This window comes from Micromonospora sp. DH14, from assembly GCF_029809455.1.
GTDB lineage: Bacteria > Actinomycetota > Actinomycetes > Mycobacteriales > Micromonosporaceae > Micromonospora > Micromonospora parva.
In genome coordinates this window covers 149,629-173,354 of the sequence record NZ_JARVKT010000010.1, presented here as the reverse complement: position 1 = coordinate 173,354, position 23,726 = coordinate 149,629, and the positions used below count along the sequence as shown (strand labels likewise).

24 protein-coding genes are annotated in these 23,726 nt (G+C 72.0%); 13 read left to right on the top strand and 11 right to left on the bottom strand.

Annotated features, from left to right (window positions below; translation table 11 throughout):
* Positions 1–66 precede the first annotated feature (66 nt).
* The 3 genes from QCZ28_RS15965 to trmB all read right to left on the bottom strand — a co-directional run bounded on the left by QCZ28_RS15965 (position 67) and on the right by trmB (position 4,113).
* Entirely contained in the window at positions 67–711 is a 645-nt protein-coding gene (locus QCZ28_RS15965) for a hypothetical protein (RefSeq protein WP_279517391.1), read from the bottom strand.
* 156 nt (positions 712–867) lie between these two features.
* A complete protein-coding gene (locus QCZ28_RS15960) occupies positions 868–3,381 on the bottom strand; it encodes a DEAD/DEAH box helicase (protein ID WP_279517390.1) in 2,514 nt (837 codons plus the stop codon).
* Positions 3,382–3,483: 102 nt separating this feature from the next.
* Positions 3,484–4,113 carry a tRNA (guanosine(46)-N7)-methyltransferase TrmB gene (gene trmB, locus QCZ28_RS15955; protein WP_279517389.1) on the bottom strand — a complete coding sequence of 210 codons (630 nt, stop codon included), beginning with the start codon at positions 4,111–4,113 and terminating at the stop codon, positions 3,484–3,486.
* Between the two features lie 209 nt (positions 4,114–4,322).
* On the opposite strand from trmB, the gene QCZ28_RS15950 reads away from it, so the two are divergent.
* The gene (locus QCZ28_RS15950; protein ID WP_279517442.1) at positions 4,323–5,018 is read left to right on the top strand and encodes a hypothetical protein; all 696 of its coding nucleotides are present in this window, start codon (positions 4,323–4,325) and stop codon (positions 5,016–5,018) included.
* Positions 5,019–5,286: 268 nt separating this feature from the next.
* Positions 5,287–5,952 (top strand): class F sortase, encoded by a 666-nt coding sequence (locus QCZ28_RS15945; protein ID WP_279517388.1) that lies wholly within the window; start codon positions 5,287–5,289, stop codon positions 5,950–5,952.
* A 155-nt stretch (positions 5,953–6,107) separates the two neighbouring features.
* On the opposite strand, the gene QCZ28_RS15940 is transcribed toward QCZ28_RS15945, so the two are convergent.
* Positions 6,108–6,281 (bottom strand): hydrolase, encoded by a 174-nt coding sequence (locus tag QCZ28_RS15940; protein ID WP_279517387.1) that lies wholly within the window; start codon positions 6,279–6,281, stop codon positions 6,108–6,110.
* A gap of 182 nt (positions 6,282–6,463) precedes the next feature.
* Here QCZ28_RS15940 and QCZ28_RS15935 point away from each other — a divergent pair, with 182 nt between their 5' ends.
* Positions 6,464–7,432 (top strand): zinc-binding dehydrogenase, encoded by a 969-nt coding sequence (locus QCZ28_RS15935; protein ID WP_279517386.1) that lies wholly within the window; start codon positions 6,464–6,466, stop codon positions 7,430–7,432.
* Between the two features lie 39 nt (positions 7,433–7,471).
* Here QCZ28_RS15935 and QCZ28_RS15930 read toward each other — a convergent pair whose 3' ends face one another.
* The 3 genes from QCZ28_RS15930 to QCZ28_RS15920 are packed head-to-tail and all read right to left on the bottom strand — an operon-like array spanning position 7,472 to position 9,562.
* Complete coding sequence (locus tag QCZ28_RS15930; protein WP_279517385.1) at positions 7,472–7,789, bottom strand: antibiotic biosynthesis monooxygenase; 318 nt, start codon at positions 7,787–7,789, stop codon at positions 7,472–7,474.
* A 17-nt stretch (positions 7,790–7,806) separates the two neighbouring features.
* Positions 7,807–8,604: an exodeoxyribonuclease III gene (locus QCZ28_RS15925; RefSeq protein ID WP_279517384.1), complete on the bottom strand. Its 798-nt coding sequence runs from the start codon at positions 8,602–8,604 to the stop codon at positions 7,807–7,809.
* Between the two features lie 37 nt (positions 8,605–8,641).
* The gene (locus QCZ28_RS15920; protein ID WP_030335067.1) at positions 8,642–9,562 is read right to left on the bottom strand and encodes a PAC2 family protein; all 921 of its coding nucleotides are present in this window, start codon (positions 9,560–9,562) and stop codon (positions 8,642–8,644) included.
* Positions 9,563–9,982: 420 nt separating this feature from the next.
* Here QCZ28_RS15920 and QCZ28_RS15915 point away from each other — a divergent pair, with 420 nt between their 5' ends.
* The 3 genes from QCZ28_RS15915 (at position 9,983) to QCZ28_RS15905 (ending at position 11,897) form a co-directional block, all read left to right on the top strand.
* A complete protein-coding gene (locus QCZ28_RS15915) occupies positions 9,983–10,837 on the top strand; it encodes a peptidase M23 (RefSeq protein ID WP_279517383.1) in 855 nt (284 codons plus the stop codon).
* 108 nt (positions 10,838–10,945) lie between these two features.
* Complete coding sequence (locus QCZ28_RS15910) at positions 10,946–11,092, top strand: hypothetical protein (protein ID WP_167457721.1); 147 nt, start codon at positions 10,946–10,948, stop codon at positions 11,090–11,092.
* Positions 11,093–11,141: 49 nt separating this feature from the next.
* Positions 11,142–11,897: an EcsC family protein gene (locus QCZ28_RS15905; protein ID WP_279517382.1), complete on the top strand. Its 756-nt coding sequence runs from the start codon at positions 11,142–11,144 to the stop codon at positions 11,895–11,897.
* A gap of 15 nt (positions 11,898–11,912) precedes the next feature.
* Here the strand turns inward: QCZ28_RS15905 and QCZ28_RS15900 are convergent, their stop codons facing one another.
* Both QCZ28_RS15900 and QCZ28_RS15895 read right to left on the bottom strand, forming a co-directional pair.
* The gene (locus QCZ28_RS15900) at positions 11,913–12,767 is read right to left on the bottom strand and encodes a GDSL-type esterase/lipase family protein (RefSeq protein ID WP_279517381.1); all 855 of its coding nucleotides are present in this window, start codon (positions 12,765–12,767) and stop codon (positions 11,913–11,915) included.
* 119 nt (positions 12,768–12,886) lie between these two features.
* Positions 12,887–13,480: an antibiotic biosynthesis monooxygenase gene (locus tag QCZ28_RS15895; protein WP_279517380.1), complete on the bottom strand. Its 594-nt coding sequence runs from the start codon at positions 13,478–13,480 to the stop codon at positions 12,887–12,889.
* A 122-nt stretch (positions 13,481–13,602) separates the two neighbouring features.
* Between QCZ28_RS15895 and QCZ28_RS15890 the strand changes: the two genes are divergently transcribed.
* The 5 genes from QCZ28_RS15890 (at position 13,603) to QCZ28_RS15870 (ending at position 18,198) form a co-directional block, all read left to right on the top strand.
* Positions 13,603–13,866: a DUF6343 family protein gene (locus QCZ28_RS15890; protein ID WP_130400182.1), complete on the top strand. Its 264-nt coding sequence runs from the start codon at positions 13,603–13,605 to the stop codon at positions 13,864–13,866.
* Between the two features lie 12 nt (positions 13,867–13,878).
* Complete coding sequence (locus QCZ28_RS15885) at positions 13,879–15,294, top strand: NADP-dependent succinic semialdehyde dehydrogenase (protein ID WP_279517379.1); 1,416 nt, start codon at positions 13,879–13,881, stop codon at positions 15,292–15,294.
* Positions 15,295–15,369: 75 nt separating this feature from the next.
* Positions 15,370–16,335 carry a TIGR03885 family FMN-dependent LLM class oxidoreductase gene (locus QCZ28_RS15880; protein WP_279517378.1) on the top strand — a complete coding sequence of 322 codons (966 nt, stop codon included), beginning with the start codon at positions 15,370–15,372 and terminating at the stop codon, positions 16,333–16,335.
* Positions 16,336–16,372: 37 nt separating this feature from the next.
* Complete coding sequence (locus QCZ28_RS15875; RefSeq protein WP_279517377.1) at positions 16,373–17,944, top strand: Na+/H+ antiporter; 1,572 nt, start codon at positions 16,373–16,375, stop codon at positions 17,942–17,944.
* A complete protein-coding gene (locus tag QCZ28_RS15870) occupies positions 17,941–18,198 on the top strand; it encodes a UBP-type zinc finger domain-containing protein (protein ID WP_279517376.1) in 258 nt (85 codons plus the stop codon). Before QCZ28_RS15875 ends, QCZ28_RS15870 begins: the two co-directional genes overlap by 4 nt.
* Before the next feature lie 34 nt (positions 18,199–18,232).
* Here QCZ28_RS15870 and QCZ28_RS15865 read toward each other — a convergent pair whose 3' ends face one another.
* On the bottom strand, positions 18,233–19,147 hold the full coding sequence (locus QCZ28_RS15865) for a hypothetical protein (protein WP_279517375.1): 915 nt from the start codon (positions 19,145–19,147) through the stop codon (positions 18,233–18,235).
* Positions 19,148–19,382: 235 nt separating this feature from the next.
* Here QCZ28_RS15865 and QCZ28_RS15860 point away from each other — a divergent pair, with 235 nt between their 5' ends.
* A complete protein-coding gene (locus QCZ28_RS15860; RefSeq protein ID WP_279517374.1) occupies positions 19,383–20,039 on the top strand; it encodes an HAD family hydrolase in 657 nt (218 codons plus the stop codon).
* 65 nt (positions 20,040–20,104) lie between these two features.
* Here the strand turns inward: QCZ28_RS15860 and QCZ28_RS15855 are convergent, their stop codons facing one another.
* A complete protein-coding gene (locus QCZ28_RS15855; protein ID WP_279517373.1) occupies positions 20,105–22,714 on the bottom strand; it encodes a glycoside hydrolase family 9 protein in 2,610 nt (869 codons plus the stop codon).
* A 282-nt stretch (positions 22,715–22,996) separates the two neighbouring features.
* Between QCZ28_RS15855 and QCZ28_RS15850 the strand changes: the two genes are divergently transcribed.
* A complete protein-coding gene (locus QCZ28_RS15850) occupies positions 22,997–23,722 on the top strand; it encodes a protein phosphatase 2C domain-containing protein (RefSeq protein WP_279517372.1) in 726 nt (241 codons plus the stop codon).
* The last annotated feature ends 4 nt before the right edge of the window (positions 23,723–23,726 follow it).

Sequence of the window (23,726 nt, the reverse complement as noted above, 5' to 3'; positions counted from 1 at the left end):
GTCCCTGAAGTTGCGCGGATCTTGAGGGCGGCGGCGGGGTGCGGGTGGGGGTGGGGGTCGGGTGGGTTAGGCGGCGGTGGACCAGATGGCGCGGAAGGCGGCGGCTTCGCCGGCCAGCCAGCGTTCGATCTGCTCGGGCTTGGCGTCGGTGGGCATGTGGTGGGCCTGGCCACGGCGGACATCGACCAGGACCGGCTCGGCGTGCGGGAGCAGCGCGTCCATGTGCCGGGCCATCAGGTGCAGGGTGGCCAGCACCGATTCCTCGCTCGGCGGGGTCTCGTCGAAGTGCAGGCGGACCGCTTCGGCGCGGCCGTCGGCGTGGCGTACCCCGAAATGGGGGTTGATCTTGACGGGTAGGTCGCCCAGCATGGCCAGGGCGTCGCGGGTCTGGGCGAGGTCGACGGCGGCCGGCTCGCCGAGGGAGTGCAGCCAGGCCGTGGCGCCGGGAACGAGCGCCTGGTAGAGCGGGCGCCAGCGGGGCTTGACCACGTCGACCACCCCGGTCAGGTGGGTGCCGCCGGTGTGGAAGGCGATGTCGGCCTTGAGTGCCTTGACGAACTGCCCGTGCGGGTTGAAGCCGGACCGGCTGGCTCGCTGCTTACGCAGGCCGCCCACGAAGGTCGCCTTGGTGGGGCCGGTGCGGTCGACGTAGCGGGTGAAGCCGAGCAACGTGGCGTAGGGGGTGAGGGGCGTGGCGGCGGGCGCGGTCACGGGCGTCCTCCCGGATCGTAATCCTGCAGGTCAGGAACTCGATTAGTACATACATTCTAATCGACGGGTCTGACATCGCCCAGCGAAAGAAGGGGTGCGGAAAACGCGACAAAGGGGGCCGTCCGGCGTGCGGACGACCCCCTGCCGAGACGCCTGTCAGAGCTGGCCGACGTCGGTGATCCGGACGACCGCCGCACCGATCTCGTCCGAGGCGGCCAGGTCGACCTCGGCGCTGATGCCCCAGTCGTGGTCACCGTCCGGGTCGTCGAAGATCTGCCGTACGGTCCACCGCTCCCGGCCCTGCTCGATCATGAGCAGCGCCGGGCCGCGGGCGTCCGGCCCGACCCCGATCGAGTCGTACGCCTCGAAGTACGGCCCGAGGGCGTCGGCCCAGGCGTCGTAGTCCCAGCCGTCCTCGGCGTCCAACTCGGCGAGCAGATCCCAGCGGCGTAGCGCGGCCAGCTCGACGCGGCGGAACAGCGCGTTGCGCACCAGCACCCGGAACGCCCGCGCGTTGCGGGTCACCGCCGGTGGCCGGTCGGCGAGGGCGGCGTGCGCCTGAGCCACCTCGGCCACGTCGGACGGGTTGCGCAGCCGCTCCCACTCGTCGATCAGGCTGGAGTCGACCTGGCGGACCAGCTCGCCCAGCCACTCGATGAGGTCGATCAACTCCTCGGTCTTGGCGTCCTCGGGCACGGTCTGGCGCAGCGTCTTGTACGCGTCGGCCAGGTAGCGCAGGACCAGGCCCTCCGAGCGGGTCAGCCCGTAGAACTGCACGTACTCGGTGAAGGTCATCGCCCGCTCGTACATGTCGCGGACCACGGCCTTGGGGGAGAGCTGGTGGTCGGCGACCCACGGGTGCCCCTGCCGGTACATCTCGTACGCGGCCTCCAGCAGCTCGGCCAGGGGCTTCGGGTGGGTCACGTCCTCGAGCAGCTCGAGGCGCGCCTCGTACTCGATGCCCTCGGCCTTCATCGCGGCGACCGCCTCGCCGCGCGCCTTGAACTGCTGCGCGGAGAGGATCTGGCGGGGGTCGTCGAGGATCGACTCGATCACGCTCAACACGTCGAGCGGGTACGACGGCGACTCGGCGTCGAGCAGTTCGATGGTGGCCAGGGCGAGGGGGGAGAGCGGCTGGTTGAGCGCGAAGTCGAGCTGGAGGTCGACGGTGAGCCGGATCCGCCGGCCGGTCTCGTCCGGTTCGGGCAGCTCCTCGACGACCCCGCCGGCCCGCAGCGCCCGGTAGATGGCGATCGCCCGGCGGATGTGCCGGCGCTGTGCGGCCGGCTCCTCGTGGTTGTCGGTGAGCAGGTGCCGCATCGCGGCGAACGCGTCACCGGGCCGGCCGATGACGTTGAGCAGCATCGAGTGGCTGACCTGGAAGCTGGAGGTCAGCGGCTCCGGCTCGGCGTCGACAAGTCGGTCGAAGGTGGGCTGACCCCAGCCGATGGAACCCTCCGGCGGCTTCTTGCGCACCACCTTGCGGCGCTTCTTCGGGTCGTCGCCGGCCTTGGCGAGGGCCTTCTCGTTGTCGATGACGTGCTCGGGGGCCTGCACCACGACCCGGCCGATGGTGTCGTAACCGGCCCGTCCGGCCCGCCCGGCGATCTGGTGGAACTCCCGGTTCTTGAGCAGCCGGGTGCGTACCCCGTCGTACTTGGACAGGCCGGTGAACAGCACGGTGCGGATCGGCACGTTGATGCCGACGCCGAGCGTGTCGGTGCCACAGATGACCTTGAGTAGGCCGGCCTGGGCGAGGGTCTCCACCAGGCGGCGGTACTTGGGGAGCATGCCGGCGTGGTGCACGCCGATGCCGTGCCGGACCAGCCGGGAGAGCGTCTTGCCGAAGCCGGCGGTGAACCGGAAGTTGCCGATCGCCTGGGCGATCATGTCCTTCTCGGCGCGGGTCGCGACGTTGACGCTGGTCAGCGCCTGGGCGCGTTCCAGCGCGGCGGCCTGGGTGAAGTGCACCACGTACACCGGGGCCTGCTTGGTCTCCAGCAGCTCCTCAAGCGTCTCGTGCAGCGGCGTCATCGCGTACGAGAAGATCAGCGGGACCGGCCGCTCGGCCGAGCGCACGACGGCGGTCGGCCGTCCGGTGCGCCGGGTCAGGTCGTCGACGAACCGGGTGGTGTCCCCCAGGGTGGCGGACATCAGGATGAACTGGGCCTGCGGCAACTCGATGATCGGCACCTGCCACGCCCAGCCCCGGTCGGGCTCGGCGTAGAAGTGGAACTCGTCCATGATCACCTGGCCGACGTCGGCCCGGTCGCCCTCGCGCAGCGCCAGGTTGGCCAGGATCTCCGCGGTGCAGCAGATGATCGGGGCGTCGGCGTTGACGCTGGCGTCGCCGGTGAGCATCCCGACGTTCTCGGCGCCGAAGACCTCGCAGAGCGCGAAGAACTTCTCCGACACCAACGCCTTGATCGGCGCGGTGTAGAAGGTCGTCCGGCTGTCGGCGAGGGCCGCGAAGTGCGCCGCGATCGCCACCAGGCTCTTGCCCGAGCCGGTGGGCGTGTTCATGATCAGGTTGGCGCCGGAGACGATCTCGATGACCGCCTCCTCCTGATGGGGGTAGAGGTCGAGGCCGCGCTCCTTCGCCCAGCCGGCGAACGCGTCGAAGAGGGTGTCGGGGTCGGCGCTTGTCGGCAGCGCGGCGGTGAGCGTCATAGCCTGTCCATGGTGCCTGGATCATGCCCCGCTACGCCAACCGGGCCCGCACCGGACCTCGCCCAGACGCCCCGCCGTATTGCGGTTAGGGCGTTTCGTCGGTCACCGCCGGCGGTACAGCAGGTCGGCGACCGGCCGGCCGGCGGTGATCGCCCGCCGCTCGAACTTCGTCACCGGGCGGTGCGCCGGACGCGGCGCGAAGCCGCCGTACGCGTCCACCAGTTCCGGGTCGGCGTCCAGCGTCGCCTTCATCGCCTCGGCGTACTCGGCCCAGTCCGTCGCGCAGTGCAACACGCCACCGGGACGCAGCCGGGACCGTAACAACGCCACGTGCGTCGGCTGGATGATCCGCCGCTTGTGGTGGCGGGACTTCGGCCACGGGTCCGGGAAGAAGACGTGCACGGCGTCCAGCACACCCTCGGGTAAGCCGCTGACCAGGGACAACGCGTCGCCCTGCGCCACCCGTACGTTGCGCAGGCCACCGCGCTGCACCAGGTCGAGGAGGTTGGCGATTCCCGGCGTGTGCACCTCGACCGCCAGATAATCTCGATCCGGGTCGGCGGCAGCCATCGCGGCGGTGCTGTCGCCCATGCCCGAACCGATCTCCAGCACCACGGGCGCCCGGCGACCGAACAGGTCGGCCAGGTCGACGGGCACCACAGGTCCGTCCGGCACATCCAGGCCGTACGCGGGCCAGAGCCGGCTCAGCGCGTCGGTCTGCCGGTCGCTCATCCGACCCCGTCGGGGGTGGAACGTGCGGATCGTCCGGCTCGCGGGCGGGACGGCGGGAGAATGGTCGGTGGCGGTCACAGCGTCCCGAGCCTACGCGACGCCGCCAGCGGATCGGATGTGATGTGCGACCGGAAATGAGAGGATCCAACTGGTACGGCAGGTCGAGGTGCGCCACTGCCCGACCCGGCCGCACGGCGTCGAGAGGGGGCATCGTGAGACTGACCCGCGGCGTCGTGATCCTGTCGCTGGTGACCGTGTTCGCCACCCCCCTGTTGGCTGCCGCGCCCGCCCTTGCGGCGCGCGTGCCCGTCCTCGCGGCGCCTGGGCTCGCCGTCGCGGCATCCGTGCCCGTCCTCGCGGCACCTGCGCCGGAACGCGTTCTCGCCGCTCCTGCCGTGTTCCAGCTCGCCGCCGGCGTTGCGCCGGTCCGGCAGCCGGAATGGCCGCCCGGTGGGGCGCCTCAACCGCCGCCGCCGGTGGACATCTTCGTCGAGGTCAGCCCCAGCACGGTGCAGCCCGGCTATCTGGTCGGCATCCGGGCCAGTTGTCGGGACAACTCGGTGGGCGCCACCGTGGTCTCCGACGCCTTCGGGGCGGTCGGCGTGCAGCCGCAGCACGGGGTGCTCACCGCCGCGCCGATGGTGCGCGAGCGCACCCGCCCCGGCAACTACCGGGTCAAGCTGGAGTGCCGCGACGGCGAGACCGCCTCCACCATGCTCCAGGTGGTCAAGAAGACGCCGTCCCCCCATCCCAGTCGCGGTCCGGCCACCGGCTTCGGTGGCGGTGCGGGCGGCATGACCGGCGAGCTGCTGTTGCCCGCCGGTGCGGCGCTGACCATCACCGGGCTGATCCTCGCCGTGGTGGCGCTGCGTCGCCCACGTCTGGTCCGTGGCGCTGGGCGCTGAGCCGGCCATGGAGATCTTCCGACCTGCCTCGCCGCCGGGCCCCCGCCCGTCTCCCGGCTCCCGCCCGTCGTCGAGCCCTCGCCCCTCTTCCGGGCCCCGCCCAGCGCGCGACGACCGCTCGCCGACGAACGACCGCCGCGCCCGTGACGACCGGTGGCCGACGGACGACCGGCTCCCGCGTGACGACCGGTGGCCGACGGGCGACCGCTTCGACGACGACCGCCGCCTGCCGCTGGACGACAGTCCGCTGAGCCCCGAACGCCCGACTGTGGCAGCCCGTCCGCCGACCGCCGTCGCCCCTCGACGCAGTCGCCCCTCCGGCCGTAGCCCGTGGTCGATACCGCTGGCAGTGGTGCTGGTGTTGGCCGGGGTCTTCGCCACCGGGGCGGGGCTGGGCCGCTCGGTCGGCCCGCTCGACTTCGCCCCGGCCGGCGGTGACCGGCCGGCCCGCAGCGAGTCGGTCGGGTTGTCAGCCAGCCGCCCGGTGCGCCTCTCGGTGCCGGCGATCAAGGTGGCCGCGCCGGTGACACCGGTCGGGCAGGCGCGCGACGGCTCGATCGCCGTACCGCCGTTGGAACGGCACAACGAGACCGGTTGGTACGACCGCGGGCCCACCCCCGGTGAGCCGGGCCCTGCAGTGATCGTCGGGCACGTGGACACGAAGACCGGGCCGTCGGTCTTCTACGACCTGGGCAAGCTGAAGCCCGGCGACCTGATCGAGGTGGCCCGGGCGGACGAGTCGGTGGTGGTGTTCCGGGTCGACACCGTCGAGCACTTCCCCAAGGACCAGCTGCCCGCCGAGCGGATCTACGGCCACGACGGGCCACGGGGGCTGCGGTTGATCACCTGCGGCGGCCAGTTCATCGGCGGGCGCACCGGCTACGCCGACAACGTCATCGCCTTCGCCACGTTCCAGTCGTCCCGCAAGTCCTGAGACCGACCTCGTTCCTGGTTCGGTCGGTCGGCCGCCCGCCACTGCTTGATCAACTCGGGATCATGAAAGTCGGGGTGTCGGGTCGGCCCGGACACCCCGACTTTCACAAACGCGAGTGGATCAACCGGTGACGTGTCCGCCGGTTGGCGCGGGTGTCAGCTCAGGAAGTCGAGGAGTCGGCGCGCGGTCTGCTCGGGTGCCTCTTCCGGGATGAAGTGGCCGACCGGGACCGGCTCGCCGCGTACGTCGTCGGCCCATTCCCGCCAGATGGCCAGCGGGTCGTCGTAGAGCTTCGCGACCTGGCCGCCCTGGCTCCAGAGGAACAACACCGGGCAGGTGCCGGCCGGAGCGCGTCCGCGGGTGCGGCGGCGTGGTGCCGACGCCCGGTGAATCTCGCCATCGATCTCCGAGCCTCCCGCTTGACCTCAACCAATGTTCAAGTCCTAGCGTCGCTGAGACGACGTGTCGAGGCGGCTCCTCGCCGTCGGACCGCGGCTGATCGGAGACATACGTGCGTGCGATCCAGGTCTCTTCGTACGGGGGTCCGGAGGTTCTGACCTCGGTGGACCTGCCCGATCCGCAAGCCGGGGAGGGGGAGGTCATTGTTCGGGCCGAGGCCGTGGACACGATCTACGTGGAGACTCAGATCCGCGGTGGCTGGGGTGAGAGGTTCGGCGTCACCCCGCCGTACGTGCCGGGCGGCGCAGCGGCCGGAACGGTCGTCTCCACCGGACCGGGCGTCTCCGCGTCCTGGCTCGGCCGCCAGGTCGTCGCGGGTGCCGGGACGCGGGGTTCGTACGCTGAACTGGTTCGGACCAGCGTCGACCGGCTGGTGCCGGTCCCCGACGGTCTGGGCCTGCGGGAAGCGGCTGGCCTCGCACACGACGGTGTGACCGCCATGGGCATCATCGACGGCCTCGGCGTCAAGCCTGGCGACCGGGTGCTGATCCTGGGGGCCGCGGGCGGCATGGGAACGCTGCTCGTTCAGCTCGCCCACGGTCTTGGTGCGCAGGTCGTGGGAGCGGCCCGTGGCACGGACAAGCTCACACTTGTACGACGGCTCGGCGCCGACGCTGTCGTCGACTACGCCACGGAGGGGTGGGCCGACGTGGTACGCGAAGCCCTCGGCGGCCTTTCTGTGGACGTGCTGCTGGACGGTGTCGGGGGAGATCTGGGCAGCGACGCCTTTCATCTGGTGGCCGACGGCGGGCGGGTCTCGGCCCATGGGGCCGCGAGTGGCACCTTCGCCACGGTGGACCTGGGAGGTGCGCAGGCGCGCGGCGTCGACGTACACGGCATCGGGGACGTCCAGTTCGAGGCGCCGAAGATGGTGCAGCTCGCGAGCAGTGCCCTGACCGAGGCGGTGCAAGGGCGGATACGCCCGGTCATCGCACGCGAGTACCCGCTGTCCTCGGCGGCCGACGCTCACCGCGCGATGGAGGCGCGCTCGATCCCGGGCAAGGCCCTGCTCATTCCCTGAGGCGGGTCGCGGACCGCTGCGGTGACCCTCGGCGCCCAACTAGGGCTGGGGGACGTGCAGGGCCACCTCGAACTCCAGGAGGCTGGCGCCGGTGGCGACCGGGGGGCGGGGCTTCTCGCCGGGCGCGCTCGCGTGGGCGGCGCGGGACGGGCCGGCGGCCCAGGCCTGGTACGCCTCCTCGCTCTCCCACTTCGTGTAGACGAAGTACCGGGTCTCACCGGCCACCGGGCGGAGTAGTTCGAAGCCGAGGAAGCCGGGGGAGTTCTCCACCGCGCCGGCCCGTGCGGCGAACCGCTTCTCCAACTCCGCGCCGCCGCCGGCCGGGACGTCGATTGCGTTGATCTTCACGACTGCCATCTGCCCACCCTAGCCAGTCAGAACGCCTCGACCGCGGGGACCAGGTCCGCGTCGACAACGATCGGCGCGTGGTCGGAGGGGCCCTTGCCCTTGCGGGCCTCGCGGTCCACGTACGCGGAGCGGACCGCTCGGGCGAACGGCGCGGACGCGTACACCAGGTCGATTCTCATGCCCTTGTTCTGGTGGAACATGCCGGCGCGGTAGTCCCAGTAGGTGAAGGGGTGCGGGCCCTTCATCGGGGTCGGCACCACGTCGGTGAGGCCGAGGTCGCGCAACGCCGCGAGGGCCGCCCGTTCGGCCGGGGTGACGTGCGTCGAGTGGGTGAAGACCGCCGGGTCCCAGACGTCGGCGTCGGTCGGGGCGACGTTGAAGTCGCCGCAGACCGCCAGCGGCAACCCGGTGGCCAGTTCGGCGTCCAGCGCGTCACGCAGTGCCGCGAACCAGGCCAACTTGTACGCGTAGTGCGGGTCGTCCGGCGTCCGGCCGTTGGGCACGTACACCGACCAGACCCGCACCCCGTCGCAGGTGGCGGAGATGGCTCGGGCCTCGGGCTCGGGGAAGCCGGGCTCGTCGGCGAACCCGACCCGGACGTCACTCAGCCCGACCCGGGACAGGATGGCCACCCCGTTCCACCGGCCGTCGCTGTGGCTCGCCACGGTGTAGCCCAGCTCGCCCACCTCGGTCACCGGGAAGGCGCCGTCCGGGCACTTGGTCTCCTGCAGGCAGACGACGTCCGGCCCGGTGTCGGCCAGCCACTGCAGCAGCCGGGGTAGGCGGGCCTTCACCGAGTTGACGTTCCAGGTCGCCAGGCGCATGCCCCCAGCCTGCCGCATTCGCCCGCGCGACGCTGGGTCAGCTGCCCGGGGTGTCGCCGGGACGGGTCTGTTCGGCCAGGAACCGTTCCAGTTCGGCGCCGAGTTCGTCGGCGGTGGGCAGGGGACCGGCGTCCGGGGCGAGCAGGCTCTTCTCGCCCCGACCCCGGGCGAACGCGTCGTACTGCTCCTCCAGGGCCTGGACCAGGGCCGCGGCGTCCTCGGTCTGCGCCACCTGCCGGTCGATCTCGACCCGGACGACCTCGGCGGCCGAGCGCAGCCCGTCGCCGGGCAGCAGCAGCCCGGTGCTGCGGGACACCGAGGTGAGCAGCACCTCGGCGGCGGCCGGGTACTCGGTCTGCGCCACGTAGTGCGGCACGTGCGCGGCGAAGCCCAGCGCGTCGCGGCCCTGCTCACCGAGGCGGAACTCCAGCAGGTGACCGACGCTGCCGGGCACCTGGACGCGTTGCAGCCAGGGCTCGTAGCCGCTGATCAGCTCCGGGCGGGTGGCGTGTGCGGTCACCCCGGTCGGGCGGGTGTGCGGGACCGCCATCGGGATCGAGTTGAGCCCCACGGTGAGCCGGACGTCCAGCCGGGCGGCCAGCCCGGCGACGGCGGCCACGAAACGCTCCCACTGCAGGTCCGGCTCGGGGCCGGTGAGCAGCAGGAACGGGGTCTCGTCGTCGTCGTGCAGCAGGTGCAGTTCCAGCTTGGGTGCGTCGACGCTCTCCCAGTGGTCCTCGACGAAGGTCATCACCGGTCGCCGCGACCGGTAGTCGAAGAGCTGGTCGACGTCGAAGGTGGCGATCGGCCGACCCTCCAGCGAGGTGAGCAGCTGCTCACGCGCCAGTCGGCTGGCGTTTCCGGCGTCCACGAACCCGGTGAGGGCCTGGATCAGGACCGGCTGCCCGAGGTCGGGCAGATCGTCGGTGAGCTGGTAGAGCTCGTGTGGGTCGAGCACCGGTGCGGACCTCCCTGAAATGTGCCTGCGGGGCGCGCTCGCGACGGAGGGCACCCGTTCGGGCAACGTACCCGCCATCCTGGTGCATTCCTGCGCCGGGCGATCCGTTGGCCGGGTGGTGGGCAGGACCGGACCAATGGGTTGTTTGTGCCACCCGGTCGAGCCGCTTGGCCGATCGGTGGAGGGGCGGTTCGGCCCAAAGGCCGAGTTTGTCGATCATGTCAGGCTCGGCGGGCGGATGTCCGGCTCTGCCACGTTCCGTGGCAGTCCGCGTGCGGCACCCGCTTCATCCGGTACGCGAGGTCCGTTCCCCGGGCGGGTCGACCCGCCCGGGTCGTCCACCGGCACCCGCCGAATCTGTGTCGAGGACCACGTGATCACCGTGCGTGATCGGCGTTTCGGTCTGCCTAGCCTCGGTTGATGCGTGACGACGGCACCCTCGACGAGACGTACGCCCCGAGCACCCCCAGTGCCGATACGGAGGATGGCACCTCAACCGAACGGACAACCGCCGCGAGTCGGCTCCGGGCGTACGCCCGGGACCTGACCGGTCGACGCCGGGCGCAGCTGGCGCTGGCCACGGGCGTGGTGTGCTGCCTCGGTCTGACCGCCGTCGTCCAGGTCCGCGACGAGGACGCCGGCGCGACGACCCGGGGCGGATCGCCCTCCAGCGCCGAGCTGGCGCAGCGCGCCGAGCAGCAGGGCTCCTCCCGTTCCCTCGACCGCACGGCCGCCCCGAGCGCGTCCGCGGCCGCCCCCACGGCGAGCCCCGCCGACCCGGACACCACCGCGTCGGCCCGCAAGGCCGCCCCGGCCCGCCCGACCGACCCGGCGCCCGTCGCCGGACTGGACGAGGACCAGATGGAGAACGCCGAGGCGATCGTCCGCACCGGACGCAAGATGGGGGTGCCGCGCCGGGGTCTGGTGATCGCGGTGGCCACCGCCATGCAGGAGAGCAACCTCTACAACGTGGCCAGCGGCGTGCTGCCCGAGTCGCAGGACTACCCGCACCAGGGCGTCGGCTGGGACCACGACTCGGTCGGGTTGTTCCAGCAGCGCTCCAGCAGCGGCTGGGGCCCGGTCGGGCGGTTGATGGACCCCGAGTTCGCGACCCGGCAGTTCCTCGCCGCGCTGCAGCAGGTGCCCGGCTGGCAGGGGATGCGGCTCACCGACGCCGCCCAGGCGGTGCAGGTCTCCGCGTACCCCGAGCACTACCAGCAGCACGAGTGGCGGGCGACCCGGGTCGTTGACGCCATCGTGCCGGCGGGGCGGTAACCTACCGCCCACTATGGACGGTCAGGGTTGAGGCTGTCGCATCCCGGGTACATGTCTTGCGGGTACGGGGTACAAACATGACTACGGGATCGTCGACAGGAGGACGACATGTCACTGATGCAGCGGATCACCACGTTCCTGCGATCGCCGAAGGGGCAGCAGCTGGTCGAGCGAGGTCGTCGGGAGATGGCCAAGCCGGGCAACCAGCAGAAGCTGAAGGGGTTGGCGGCCAGGCTGTCCAACCGCCGCCGCTGACCGCTGCATCGGCCGCCCTGTCCACCGATCCCACCCCTGGGGAGACCTGGTGACCGACACCCCGCCCGTCGGCAGTCAGCCCGCCGCTCCAACTCCGCGACCGTCCGTCGACCTGCCGGCCGGGCCGGTGGACGCTCCCGAGGGTCCGCCGGCCCGCCTCTGGGACCGGATGCGTGACGACCCGCAGTACGCGCCGGAGCACCTCGCCCTGGAGGCGGTGCGCCGCCTCGGGCCGGAGGCCGTGCAGTGGGCCGCCCGGGCCCGGGCCGAGCAGCCCGGAATCTCCGCCGATGTGCTCGCCGACCAGGCGGCCCGCAAGTTCGTCAACCTGGCCCGGCTCTCCGGCGCGGTTTCCGGCGCGGCCGGGCTGCCCGGCGCCGTGATCGACGTGGGCGTGCTGGCCTGGACCCAGGCGCGGATGGTGCTGCACATCGCCGCCGCGTACGACGTCGACCCGCTGCACAGCGATCGGGCCACCGACCTGCTGGTGCTCCAGCGGGTACACAAGGTCGCCGAGAGCGCCCGACTGGCGCTCGGCGTGGCCGCCGGCCGGGAACGCGCCGACGCGCTCTTCGGCCTGGGCGGCCAGCGTCCGCTCGGTCGGGTCATGCTGCAACTCGGCGTCCGGCTGGCCCAGATGGCCGGCGTCCGGGCCGCCAAGCGGATGGTTGCCAAGATCGTCCCCGGCGCGGCCATCGTGCTCGGCACCTGGGCCAACTCGTCGGCCACAAAGGATCTCGCCCAGCGATCCCGGGCGCTCTACCGCTCCCACGGCAGCGCCGTCCCGCAGCCGCGCCAGCCCTGACGTCCGTCCCGGTCCTCAGTTGGCCAGGCCGGAGGAGCGCCAGGTCACCTCGGCGATGCGGCCCTGACCGGTGGCGTTGGGGTGGAACCAGTCCAGCGGGTTGAGCAGATCCAGTGTGAACCGGACCTTGTGCAACGCGCCGCCGTCGTGCCGGCACCGGGACCCGTACGCCCGGCAGGCCGCCGTCAACTCGGCGTTGTACGCGGCGATCCGGTCCCGGACGGCGGCCCGGCGCGCCCGGTCGGCGGGGGCGGTCGAGGTCGCCTCGGCCAGCAGGGCCGGGCAGATGCCGCCCCGCCGCCACGCGCGGGTCGCCCGGGCGTCGTCGTGCCCGACCTCCCACAGCCGGTACAGGTCGGGGATGCTCACCACCAGCACCCGGGCCTTCGGCCGGCCGGTCCGCAGAACCCGCAGCCCCTGGTCGACGTCGGCCCGGAACTGCTTCACCGGCGTCATCGCGTCCACCCCGCCCCGGCAGACGTCGTTGGCGCCGATCAGCACCGTGACGTAGTCGGCGCGGTCGCGTACCGCCGCCTCGGCCTGACCGGCGAGAGCGTCCGCGCGGGCGCCGGGACGGGCGTGGTTGTACCTCCGGTCGCGGATCGCCGTGTTCTGTTCCAGCAGCCGGCGGTAGTGGCTCTGCACCCGCAGCCCGTCCCCGGTCGACCAGGAGTTGCGCTCGCAGGAGGTGAGCACCAGGCAGGAGGCGAAACCGGTGCTGATCGAGTCGCCGAGGGCGGCGATGCCGCCGGGCCCACCCGACGGCGGGGCGCTCGTGGTGGGGCGGGGTGTCGCCGAGGTGCCGCCCTCGCAGGCCAGCGCGACCAGCGCCGCGAGACAGGCCAGGGCGGCAACCCAGCGTCGAGGCATGACGTCTCCCGTTCCGCAGCACAGAGCGACAGCGCGGTAACTCTATGCGCTGGACGCGGTGTGCCGGGAAGTTGCTGTCGGGTATGCGGCAGAGCGCCGACACGGAAGCCGTCGAGGTGCTATGCGTCCCGCCAGGGTGCCGGCTGGCCGTGCAGCCACCAGTGCAACGCCCGGGTGATCCGGGGCAGCACCAGATAGGTCATCAGCGGGGTCAGGCAGAGGGTCATCAGGAGCACCCGGGCCGCCAGCGGCACCGCGTCGAGGAAGCGGCTCGTCAGCAGGGTGGCGGTCAGACTCAGCGGGAAGAACGCCAACCAGATGGTCACCGCCTGCTTCCAGCGCGGCGGCGACGCGGGCGCGGCCGGCTCCACCTGGTCCACCGAGTGCTCCAGCGGCCTGTCGAACCAGCCCTCGATCCCGGTACGCCGCTCCACCCGGGTGTGCTCGACGATGCCCTGCGCCGAGCTGAGCCACCAGTGCCGCTGCGGCGACTCCTCCCACCGGCGCAGCGTCTCGGCGTCGGCGAATCGGTAGAGCATGTGCCACTCCGGCGAACCGGGGCCGCTCTGCACCCAGCCGGCGCCCAGGAACCCGGGGAACGCCTCGGCGAGCGCGGTGCCGGCCCGCATCCAGGCCACCATCTCGCTGGCCCGGTCGGGGTCGACGCGGCGGGCGATGGAGACGGTCACCGGCACGGTGAGGGTCATTGACATGCGCTCATCCTCCGGCCGGCGGGGCCGCGGCGCGAACGGATGTGCCGGAGCACACCGGCGCGGCCGGGTCCGCCCGCGCGCCGTACCGGTTAAGCCGGCCGATCGGGGGTAGATCGGTGGGTATGACGAGATCGCAGCCTCGGCGTGCCCGTGGCACGGTCGGCCACGCGAACAGCGCGCTGAACCTCCGGCTCACCCTCGCCAGCTTCGGTCTGGTGATCATGGTGATCTTCGCGGTGCTGGCGTTCTGGGCCGGTATCGCCTGGCTCGGCGTACTCTGCGCGATCTTCGCCGTGGTCGCCGTGGTCGACCTGGTCGTGATCCAGCGCCGCCGCGCCGCCCGCCGCCGCGAGGAGCCGGGCGTACGACACTCGCTGTTCGAGTGACAGGAGGACGAGATGCCCCACATCGCCACCACCAACCCCGCCACCGGCCAGGTGCTCAAGACCTATGAGGCGATGTCCACCGAGCAGCTCGACGGTGCCATCGAGCGCACCGACCTCGCGTTCCAGCAGTTGCGGGAGACGACAGTCGACCAGCGCGCCCGGTGGATGAACGCCGCCGCGGACCTGCTCGACGCCGAGCGTGACGAGATCGCCCGGATCATGACCACCGAGATGGGCAAGACCTACGCCTCCGCGCAGGCCGAGGTGACCAAGTGCGCCACGGCCGCCCGCTTCTACGCCGACAGGGCCCCCGCGTTCCTCGCCGACGAGCCGGCCGACGCCGACGCGGTGAAGGCGACCCGGGCGTTCATCCGCTACCAGCCGATCGGTGTGGTGCTCGCGGTGATGCCGTGGAACTTCCCGCTCTGGCAGGTGATGCGTTTCGCGGCACCGGCGCTGATGGCCGGCAACACCGGGCTGCTCAAGCACGCCTCGAACGTGCCGCAGACCGCGCTGCTGCTGGAGGACGTGTTCCGCCGCGCCGGCTTCCCCGAGGGGGCGTTCACCACCGTGCTGGTCGGCTCGGACGCCGTCGACCGCATCCTCAGCGACCCCCGGGTACGCGCCGCGACGCTCACCGGCAGCGAACCCGCCGGCCGGTCCATCGCCCAGATCGCCGGACGGGAGCTGAAGAAGACGGTCCTCGAACTCGGCGGCAGCGACCCCTTCGTGGTGATGCCCTCGGCCGACGTGGACCGGGCCGCCGAGGTGGCCACCACCGCCCGCTGCCAGAACAACGGCCAGTCCTGCATCGCCGCGAAGCGGTTCATCGTGCACACCGACGTCTTCGACGCGTTCGCCGAGAAGTTCGCCGCGAACATGGCCGCCCTGCGGGTCGGCGACCCGATGGACCCGGACACCGACGTCGGGCCGCTGGCCAGCGAGCGGGGCCGCGACGAGGTGCACGCCCAGGTCCGCGACGCGGTGGACAACGGCGCGACGGTGCTCTGCGGGGGCGAGCGGCCGACCGGTGACGGCTGGTTCTACCCGCCGACGGTGGTCACCGACCTCACCCCGCAGATGCGGATGTGGTCGGAGGAGGTCTTCGGCCCGGTCGCCGGCCTGTTCCGGGTGTCGTCGTACGAGGAGGCCATCGCTGTCGCCAACGGCACCAGCTTCGGGCTCGGCTCGAACGCCTGGACCCGCGACCCGGCCGAGCAGGAGCGCTTCGCCACCGACCTGGACGCCGGCAACGTCTTCATCAACGGGATGACCACCTCCTACCCCGAGTTGCCGTTCGGCGGCGTGAAGAACTCCGGGTACGGGCGGGAGTTGTCGGCGCTGGGGATGCGGGAGTTCTGCAACACCAAGACGGTCTGGGTGGGCGAGGGCGCCGCCTCAGCGGGCGCCGGCGCGCACGCCGAATAGTTCGGGGGGCGCACGCCGAACAGTTCGGGGCGCGGCACGCGTCAGCCGGCGCCGTCGTGGGTAGGAGGTGTGCCCATGACGTCGTTCGGGTTTCACGCCTCACATGAGCAGATCGGTCCGCGCGCCCTGTTGGAGGCGGTGATGCACGCCGAGCGGGCCGGCTTCGACGCCGCCATGTGCTCCGACCACTTCTCCCCGTGGAGCGAGCGGCAGGGCGAGTCCGGCTTCGCCTGGTCCTGGCTCGGCTCGGCGTTGCAGGCCACCGGTATGCCGTTCGGGGTCGTCAACGCACCCGGTCAGCGCTACCACCCGGCGATCATCGCGCAGGCGATCGGCACCCTCGGCGCGATGTACCCGGGCCGGTTCTGGGCCGCGCTGGGCACCGGCGAGGCCAGCAACGAGCACATCACCGGCGACCCGTGGCCGCGCAAGGACGTGCGTTCGGCCCGGCTGCGTGAGTGCGTCGACGTGATCCGCGCCCTGCTGGCCGGCGAGGAGGTCAGCCACGACGGGCTGGTCCGGGTGGATCGCGCCCGCCTGTGGACCCGCCCCGAGCAGCCGCCCGCGCTTGTCGGCGCCGCCGTCAGCGTGGCCACCGCCCGGTGGTGCGCCGAATGGGCGGACGGGCTGATCACCGTGAACGCCCCGGTGGCGCACCTCCGCGAGATGATCGACGCGTACCGGGACGCGGGCGGGCGTGGACCACTGCACCTGCAGGTGCACGTCTCCTGGGCGCCGGAACAGGCACAGGCCGAGGCGATCGCGTACGACCAGTGGCGCAGCAACGTCTTCCCCCCGCCGGTCTGCTGGGACCTCGAGACCGCCGAGCACTTCGACGTGGTCTCCGCCGACGTGCCGGCGCAGCGCGTCGCCGAGGTGGTGAACGTCTCCTCCGACCTGGGCCGGCACGTCGGCTGGCTGGAGGAGTACCTGGAACTCGGCTTCGACCAGATCGCCCTGCACCACGTCGGGCAGGAGCAGCGCGGATTCATCGACGCCTTCGGTGCGGAGGTGCTGCCGAAGCTGCGCCCGGGCGGCTGAGCAGAGCGGTGTTCACGTACCCCTAGGCTCGTACCCCATGGAAAGCCTGTTCCCGGTCGTCGTCTTCCTGGCGATCGCCACCCTGGGCGCCGCGTTGGCCCGCCGGCTCGGCCTGCTCGCGCCGATCGTGCTGGTCGTCCTCGGCCTGGCGCTCTCATTCGTGCCGGGCTTCCCGCAGGTCCACCTGGAGCCGGAGCTGGTGCTGATCGGCATCCTGCCGCCGCTGCTCTACGTGGCCGCGCTGGAGACCTCGGTGCCGGCGTTCAAGAACAACATCCGGCCGATCCTGCTGCTCGCAGTCGGCCTGGTGCTGTTCACCGCGTTCGTGGTCGGGTTGGTGCTGCACCTGCTGTTGCCGCAGGTGCCGTTCGCGATCTGCCTGGCCCTCGGCGCGGTGGTCGCCCCACCGGACGCGGTGGCCGCCACGGCCGTCGCCCGCCGGGTCGGGCTGCCCCGCCGGGTGGTCACCATCCTGGAGGGCGAGAGCCTGGTCAACGACGCCACCGCCCTGGTGCTTCTGCGGGTCGCGACGATGGCCACCGTCGGCTCGGCCGTCGGCACGGCGGAGGTCGCCGTCGAGGTGCTGCGGGCCACCGGCGGCGGCATCCTGATCGGGGCGCTCGGGGCGCTGGTGTTCGGCTTCCTGCACCGGCGCATCACCGACCCGCTGCTGGACAACGCGCTGTCGCTGATCATCCCGTTCGCGGTGGTGTTCACCGCCGAACACCTGCACGCCTCCGGCGTGGTCGCGGTGGTCGTCACCGGTCTGGTGCTCGGCCACAAGCTGCCGCAGTTGCTGTCGGCGGCGTCCCGGTTGCAGATCGGCGCGTTCTGGCGGCTTGTTCGTTTCCTGCTGGAGGGCCTGGTCTTCCTGCTGGTCGGGCTCCAACTGCGGGAGGTGCTACGCGAACTCGACGAGCCGATCGGCTCGCTCACCCTGATCACCCTCGCGGTGCTCGCCACCGTCTTCCTGACCCGGTTCGTCTGGCTCTTCCCGGCCACCTACCTGGCCCGGTTGGTCCCCCGGGTCCGCCGCCGTGACGCCCGGCCGTCGCCGAAGGTCCCGATCATCATCGGCTGGGCCGGCATGCGCGGCGTGGTCACCCTGGCCGCCGCGCTCGCGCTGCCGCTGACGCTGGCCGGCGACGAGCCGTACCCCAGGGCGTTGTTCATCTGGCTGGCCTTCGCCGTGATTGTTTTCACCCTGGTCGGCCAGGGCGCCACCCTGCCACTTGTCGCACGCCGGTTGAAGCTGCCGCCGGACGACGCGATGCAGGACGCGCTCTCCGCGGCCGGGGTGCAACAGCAGGCCAGCAGGGCCGCCCAGGAACGCCTGGACGAGTTGGCCGACACCGCCCCGGACCCGGTGGTGGCCCGGCTGCGCCGAGCGGTGGAGGACCGCACCAACATGGCGTGGGAACGACTCGGCGGCGACGAGCGGGAGACCCCGTCGCAGGCGTACGGTCGGCTGCGACAGGAGATGATCGACGCCGAGCGGGAGGTGTTCCGGGCTGCCCGGGACTCCGGTCGGATCCCTGAGGAAGTGCTGGTGCAGGCCTACCGTGACCTGGACCTGGAAGAGTCGTTGCTGCGAGAGGTTGAGAAGTGAGCTGTCAGCACCTGACCGAGGCCGGTGCCGCCGAACCACGCACCCCCGACGAGTGCGCCGACTGCGTCGCCATTGGCGACACCTACTGGGTGCACCTGCGCACCTGCCTCAGCTGCGGGCAGGTCGGCTGCTGTGACTCGTCGCCCAACCAGCACGCGAGCAAGCATTTCGCGTCCACCGGCCACCCGGTGATCCGCTCGGCGCAGCCGGGCGAGGCCTGGCGGTGGTGCTACGTCGACGAGGAGATCGGCTGACCGCTGAGCGCTGGCCGCCAGCGTCTGAGCGGGCTCAGTGGACCACGTGGTCGACCAGGCGTTCGGTCGCGAGGCAGGAGATCAGACAGCGTTCCTTGGCGTCGCCGGTCAGCCGGGCGGTCCAGTCGGTGAGGCCGCCGTCGCCGATCTCCAGGTCGCCACCGAGGAGGCTGATCCGTAGGGCACACCCGGTGTAGTAGCCGCGACCGCGGGTGCGCCCCGGCTCGTCCACGAGCGGCACCGTACCCCCGGCGAGTGCCGGTCGGACCGTGTCGGCCAGCCGTTCCCGGACGACCTGGTCGTCGAAGTGGGTGACGTGCAACTGCGGGACGGCCGACGGGGCCAGCTCGGCGAGGACGGTCCGCCAGTAGCTGAGGTGCCGGACCAGCAGCCGGGCCTCGGTCCCGCCCGAGCCGGTGTCCCGGGCGCTGGACACCAGAGCGAAGAGCCGGAAGTGCGCCGACGCCCCGGCGCCGAAATCCTGCGCCCGCAGCACCCGGTGGACGGCGGCCAGGTGCACCTCGCTCTGCCGGCGGCGACGCACCGCGGCCTCGACCGCGAGGGCGTTGGTGGGGTCGCTCAGCACCTCGCTGGCGCGCATCGTGGTGACGATCCTGTTCTGGCCGCCCCGGGCGACCGCCGAGCAGGTGCCCACCGGTACGACCGGCGACAGCTCCACACCGGAGACGTCGGCGGGCAGCAGTTGCCACATCCGGGCCTCCACCCGAGCCAGCACCCGCGGGTCGGCGCCGGCCGGGCGGACGAACCGGTCCTCGCGCCACCGGCGTACCACCTCCGACGGGCGTACCGCCGCCGCCCGGTCACGCGCCACCGCCAACAGCAGAGTCCGCAGGTCCGCCCCGGACAGCCCGGCCAGCGCGGTCCGCGTCCCCTCCGGCATGGCCGCCCACACCCGACGCTCCGCACCGGCCAGTTCGTCGCCATCCATGGGCCTCACCGTGGCTGACGGCGCCCGGCCGCTCCACCGGTTTTGCCGCCGGTCCGGTGATTCGTCCACGTCATCAGCTCGACAGTGCCGCCGAAAGGGACGCCGGGAGGGACGCCGACTGCCGGCAACCTCACCTAGGCTCCAGCGACACCGCGGCGACACGACAGCGACAGCGGCCGTACGACAGCGACAGCGGCCGCGCCTCAGCGACCCGCGACGAGGAACGGGGACAGGCATGATCGGCACGGTCTTCTTCGATGTGGGCGGCACCATTCTCGACGAGTCCCGCGAGTTCGCCGACTGGGCCGACTGGCTCGGCGTGCCCCGGCACACGTTCTCGGCGGTCTTCGGCGCGGTGATCGCGCGGGGTCTGGACTATCAGGAGGTGTTCCGGGTCTTCCGGCCCGACTTCGATCTCACCACCGAGCTGGTCCGTCGGGAGGCCGCCGGCCGGCCGGAGTCGTTCGTCGAGGAGGACCTGTACCCGGACGCGCGTGGGTGCCTGACGTCCTTGAAGGACCAGGGCCTGTTCGTGGGTCTGGCCGGCAACCAGCCGGCTCACGCGGAGGCGACCCTGCGCGATCTCGACCTTCCCGTGGACGTGATCGGCACGTCGCACGGGTGGGGCGTGGCGAAGCCGGCACCGGCGTTCTTCGAGCGGGTCGTCGACGCGGGCGGTGGGGTCGCGTCGTCGATCCTGTATGTCGGGGACCGGCCCGACAACGACGTCCGCCCGGCCCTGGAGGTTGGCATGAAGGCGTGCCTGATCCGACGGGGTCCGTGGGGGTACATCCTCGACCCCTCCGCGGTGGCCGAGCGGTGCCTGTTCCGGATCGACTCGCTTGTCGAGTTGCCGAGCCTCGTCGCGACGCACAACGCGGCCGGCGGTTGACCCGCCGACCGCGTGTTCGTGCCGTCCTGGTGGCCGCCTTCCCCGGGCGGCCACCAGGACGGGGATCAGGTCAACGAGCAGGCCGCGCCGTTGACGGTGACCAGGCCGGGGCTCGGGTTGGCGCCGCCGGCCGTCGTCGCGTTGAAGCCGAACATCACCGAGCCGCCGGGCGCGATCTTGGCGTTGTGCGACTCGTTGCGCGCGGTCACCGTCGCGCCGGACTGGGTGACCTTCGCCAGCCACGCCTCGCGGACCCGCTGGTTGCCGGTGAACGCGAAGCGCACGCTCCAGCCGTTGACGGCGGTGGACCCGGTGTTGCGGATGGTCAGCTGGGCGGTGAACCCGGTGCCGCCCTGCCAGGCGCCGTAGTTGGTGTACGCCACCGAGCAGGTGGTGCCCGGCACCGCGCCGGCGTCACCCTGGTCGGCCAGGAACGAGGCGATCCAGGTCAGCGCCGAGTTCCAGTTGATCGCCACCTCGTTGGTCGAGTACGAGTTGATGTCGTCGACGTAGCAGAACATCGGCTCACAGCCAGCCAGCAGCTGCGCCACGAACGGGTCCTGGAGGGCCGCGTTCGGGCCACCGGCGAGGGAACCGGCCGGCGGTCGGGGCAGGCTCGGGTCGAGCTGGTGGCCGAAGATCCGACTGTGCTGGTTCTCCGCGGCGTGCTCGCCCCACCCGGTGACGTAGGAGATGTTCAGGGCGTTGCGACCGAGGATGTAGTCCATCGCCTGCACGGCACCGTCGCGGTAGGCGGCGTTGCGGGTCAGGTCGAACGCGGTCGCCAGCACCACGGCGTTGTTGATGACGTTGCTGTTGCCGCCCCAGAAGTAGCTGTTCGCGTCACCGGGCATCGGCAGCCCGTACGCCTGGCGGCGCAGCTCGGCGAGGTACGTGTCGGCCGCGGCGGTGACCGAGGCGCGGACCCGGGTCAGATCGGCGGGGGGCAGCCCGTTCGGCACGGTGGCCAGGTCGAGGCGGCCCAGCGCGGCGACGCTCTGCCAGCCGAAGCCGCGCGGGTCGAACACGTTGCCGGTGTGGTGCGGTGAGGCGGTCAGGTCGGCCAGGTAGGTCTGCGCCCCGGTGGTCAGGTACAGCTCGGCCGCCGCCCAGTAGAACTCGTCGGTGACGTTGCTGTCGTCGTACGCGCCGCCGCCGGTGCCGTCGGTCGGGCTGGCGTACACCGCGGGGTGGGCCTTGGCGGCGGCGTAGGCCGTCTTCGCGGCGGTGTCGCAGCGGGCCGCGAAGGTCGCGTCGTACGGGGCGAAGAGCCGGGCGCACTGGGCGGCGGTGGCCGCGAGGTTGAGGGTGGCCGCCGTCGACGGTGCGTGCAGCTCGCGCGGCTGCGGGTCGTCCTGCGGGGCGAGCGGCAGCCCGGTCCAGTTCTGGTCGTGGATCTTGTGGTGGACCATGCCGGCGAGCGGCTTGCCGGCGGGCACCTGCATGCGCAGCAGGAACTCCAGCTCCCAGCGGGCCTCGTCGAGGATGTCCGGCACCCCGTTGTCGCGCTCGGGCACCCGCAGGGTGCCGTCGGCGAGTTCGGCGCCGCCGTTGGCGGTGGCCGCCGTCTTGGTGCGCTCGAAGGTGTTCAACAGCTGGTAGGTGGCGATGCCGCCGTTGACCACGTACTTGCCGTGGTCGCCGGCGTCGTACCAGCCGCCGCGCACGTCCAGCGAGTAGTCGCAGACACCCGGCTGGCAGGGCACGTTGGTGTCGCCCTGGTTGGGTGCGACGCCGAGGTGGCCGGCGGGTCGGGCGTACTCGTCGCCGATCAGGTCGCCGTCGATGGCGATGCCGCTGCGCTGGGCGTAGAAGAACTGCAACGAGTCGGAGCGCAGTTGGTCGTAGAGGGCGCCGGAGATGTCGAACGGGTGGCTGGTCTCGCCGTCCACGGTGAGCGTGAGCCCGGTGCCCGGGGTGCGGTAGCTGGAGAAGTCGACAGTGTGCACGTTCTGCCCGGAGGCGGCGTCGACACCGCGAGCGGTGGTGGTGCCACTGGCCACGACGGCGCCGGCGGCGCTGCGCAGCTGCCAGGGCAGCGCTTCGGTGGCCTCGGTGACGACGGTGGCGTTCTTCGGCCCGCCAGGCAGGTAGCCGACCTGGTTGACGCGCACCCGTGGCCCGGTGTCCGGCACGTACGGCTCGGGCGGCTCGCCGCCGCGCAGCGAGACGTCGTCCAGGCAGATGGTCTGCGCCTGGGCGGCACCGCCGACCTGGAAGATCAGTTGGGCGTTGGGGTTGGTGTCCGGGACGGTGAAGGTCTGCTCGACCCGCTGGGCGGTGCCGGTCGCCGTGGCGTCCACCGCCGCGTACGTGGTGTAGGGGGCGCTGCCGAGCTGCAACACGGCCTTGACCGCGGCGCCGGGAGTGGCGGAGACATCGAAGCCGAGGGTGTATTCGGCGCCGGCGATCAGCGGTACGCCGTCCTGGCCGATGCCGGCGTCCCACGGGTTGGCCAACCCGCCCGCCACGGTGGTGCAGAGCCGGCCGTCGGTGACCGCCAGCGGGCCGGTGCCGAAGGAGAACCAGGGGCTCACCCCGGCGCTGAAGTCGCCGTTGTCGATCTGCTCGGGGGCGTCCGGTGGTGGGTCGGCGTGGGCCGCGCCGGCGCCCGCGCCGGTGAGGGCCAGAGTGGTCGCCGCAGCCAACAGGAGGCGGCGTCGGGATGGCGTCACGGGGAGTCCTTCCGGGACGGGAAGTGGGACAAGTGGGACGTGGTGGTGGCACTGTGGGGCGACGAAATCTGGGAGCGCTCCCAGATGTCGGCTCGATGTTTCCAGCGTCGGTACCTCATGTCAATTGATCTGATTGGATGGGTTCCGGCGTACGACGAGGGCGGTCACCCCGGCGGGTGCTCCCCGACGCGCCGCCACCCGAACGTGAGATTGGCCGCGCCACGCGCCGTCGTCCTGATCTCCTAGAGACAACTGCGCCCTTCGCCTGGCAGGCTGCCTCCCATGACCCTGAAGCTGCGTTCCGTAGGAACGAGCGACCGTGGGCTGATCCGCAGCGGAAACCAGGACGCCCTGCACGCCGGCACCTGGCTCGTCGCCGTCGCCGACGGCATGGGCGGGATGGCCGCCGGCGACCTGGCCAGCGCCCTCACCATCGACGCGGTCGCCCCGCTGGACGTCGAGACACCCGAGGACGCCCTGGTGGCCGCGCTGGAAGGTGGCATCGCGCTGGCCACCTCCCGGATCCGGCAGGCGGTCGCCGAGGATCCTGAGCGCCAGGGCATGGGCACCACGCTGACCGCCCTGCTCTTCGCCCGTACCGGCAGCTGCCTGGCCCTCGCGCACGTCGGCGACTCCCGCGCCTACCTGTTCCGCGAGGGCGTGCTCAAGCAGGTGACCCGGGACGACACGTTCGTCCAGATGCTGGTGGACCAGGGTGTGATCACCGCGGACCAGGCCAGCAGCCACCCGCGCCGTGCCGTGGTCACCCAGGCACTGCAGGGCGACGAGGTCTCCCCGTCGTACGCGACGATGGTGCCCCGGGCCGGCGACCGGTGGCTGTTGTGCAGCGACGGCCTCTCCAACGTGGTCCGCCCGGACACCCTCACCGAGGTGCTCGGCGGCTATCCGGAGCGGGGCGCCTGCGCCAGCAAGCTGATCGACCTGGCCCTGCACGCCGGCGCGCCGGACAACGTCACCGTCGTGGTGGCCGACGTGGTCGAGGAGTAGGCCG